The sequence below is a fragment of the Methylobacterium nigriterrae genome (assembly GCF_037106235.1).
Lineage (GTDB): Bacteria > Pseudomonadota > Alphaproteobacteria > Rhizobiales > Beijerinckiaceae > Methylobacterium > Methylobacterium nigriterrae.
Map to the genome: position 1 here is coordinate 1 of NZ_JBAWTG010000334.1, position 1,798 is coordinate 1,798.

Here is a 1,798-nt window from a genome sequence, read left to right on the forward strand (position 1 = left end):
CATCGAGGTCGTCCTGAACCAGGAGCTCGGCGAGCCCTTCAGGCGGGACGCGATGAAGAAGCCGGTGAGCGTTGCAGGGATCAATCGGTCCGATATGCGGCCGCAACAGGCCGCCGTGTAGCGGTGGGCGCCGGACGCGTCCGCGCGTCCGGCCGGCCTGGGCCGTCAGTTCCCGGGATAGAAGAGGAGGCTCGCGCTCTGCTCGTTGCGGGCGACCTGCAGCATGTGCCACGTCAGCCCGGCCAGGACGGTCCCGACACTCACGCCGGCCGAGGCCGGGCGCGCCGGCTGCGTCACCTGCCGCAGCGCTCGCGAGCAGGTAGAACGCGGCGAAGGGGAGGGCGTCGCGCTGCCGGCTGAGCTCGCCCTCGGACGACTTGAACTTGCACTGAGCCGCTTCGTTAAGCGTGGAGTGTGCGCCGCAAATGGAACACGGGCGCATTCGCTGTCGTGCAGCATCGTCAGCGCTCGGCGTTCCTCAGCTCCCCCTCCACGTACTGCGCCAGATGCTCGGCCGCCGGGCCGACCCCGCTCGGTTTGCGCTGCAGCACGATCTCCATCGCCGGGAGATCGGGCAAGCCGTCCGCCCGGCCGAGTCGGCGCATGTTCTGATTGAGCGCGCAGAGCGGGAAGATCGAGACCGCGAGGCCGGCATAGACTGCGGCCTGCAGCCCCGCGATGCTGTCGCTGACCGCCGTGATGGTCCAGGACCGGCCGACATGGCCGAGCGCGTCGAGCGCGTGCTGCCGGTAGATGCTGCCGGCCGGCAGCAGCGCCAGGGGAAGCGTCCCCTGCGTCGATACGGGATAGTCGCGGGCCGCGACCCAGATCAGCGGCTCCTCCCGGACGACCGTCGCGGCGCCGAACTCCGGCTGGCGCGTCATCACCGCGACGTCGACCTCGTCCCGTTGCAGGGCGGCGTGGAGATGGACGCTGCGCGAGCAGCGCAGCTCGATCTCGATCTGCGGATAGGCCCGCGAGAAGCGCCCGAGCACAGCCGGCAGCAGGAAGGCGGCGTAGAGGTCGGGCACGCCGAGGCGGACATGGCCGGCGATGTCGGGCGCGCGGAAGCGCTCGCGGATCTCGTCGTTGAGGTTCAGGAGGGTCCGGGCATAGCCCAGCAGGATCTCGCCGTCGGGCGTCAGGTTGAGGTGCCGGCGGTCTCCCGCGAAGAGCGGCTTGCCGAGCGCCTTCTCGAGGCGGTGGATCTGGTGCGTGACGGCCGGCTGGGTACGCCCGATCTGCCGGCCGGCCGACGTTATGCTGCCGGTCTCGTTCACGGCGACGAAGGTCCGGAGCAAGCAAATCTCAAGATCCGGAATCATCTCGATCAATTTCCTGAATGCCCACGATGCAAACAATAAATTTTTCACTCAGTCCGGCAAGAGCTAGCATCCAGTTCTAAGGCCATCGGTACGCCGAATCTGCGGGCACGAAGACCCGCTATAGCCGATGGCCGGGACGACGAGGAACGCTCAACAACGTCGAGGGTGGCCCCTGCTGCACGAGCCTGTGTGCCCTGCAGCAGCCCCCACGGCGATCCCGACCAGGAGGGCAGCATGCTTCGGCTCAGTCGTTTCAAGGCAACCGATCGGGTTCTGCTGATCATCTGCCTGATGTATTTGATCACCTACATCGACCGCGTGAATATCGGCACCGCCGCCCCGGCCATGCAGAAAGAGCTCGGCCTCTCGAACACCGAGCTCGGCCTCGCCTTCTCGGCCTTCGCCTATCCTTACGCCTTCTTCCAGATCGCGGGCGGCTGGCTCGGCGATCGGCTCGGCCCGCGGATGACCCT

General features: G+C 67.6%; 3 protein-coding genes. 1 reads left to right on the top strand and 2 read right to left on the bottom strand.

Annotation, left to right across the window (positions count from 1 at the left end; translation table 11 throughout):
* Window positions 1–165: 165 nt before the first annotated feature.
* Window positions 166–297: a hypothetical protein gene (locus WDW90_RS36790; protein WP_336492670.1), complete on the bottom strand. Its 132-nt coding sequence runs from the start codon at window positions 295–297 to the stop codon at window positions 166–168.
* Window positions 298–461: 164 nt separating this feature from the next.
* Window positions 462–1,301: a LysR substrate-binding domain-containing protein gene (locus WDW90_RS36795; protein WP_336492671.1), complete on the bottom strand. Its 840-nt coding sequence runs from the start codon at window positions 1,299–1,301 to the stop codon at window positions 462–464.
* Between the two features lie 258 nt (window positions 1,302–1,559).
* On the opposite strand from WDW90_RS36795, the gene WDW90_RS36800 reads away from it, so the two are divergent.
* Window positions 1,560–1,798, top strand: a 239-nt coding sequence (locus WDW90_RS36800; protein ID WP_336492672.1) for an MFS transporter, incomplete at its 3' end; no start/stop codon positions are given.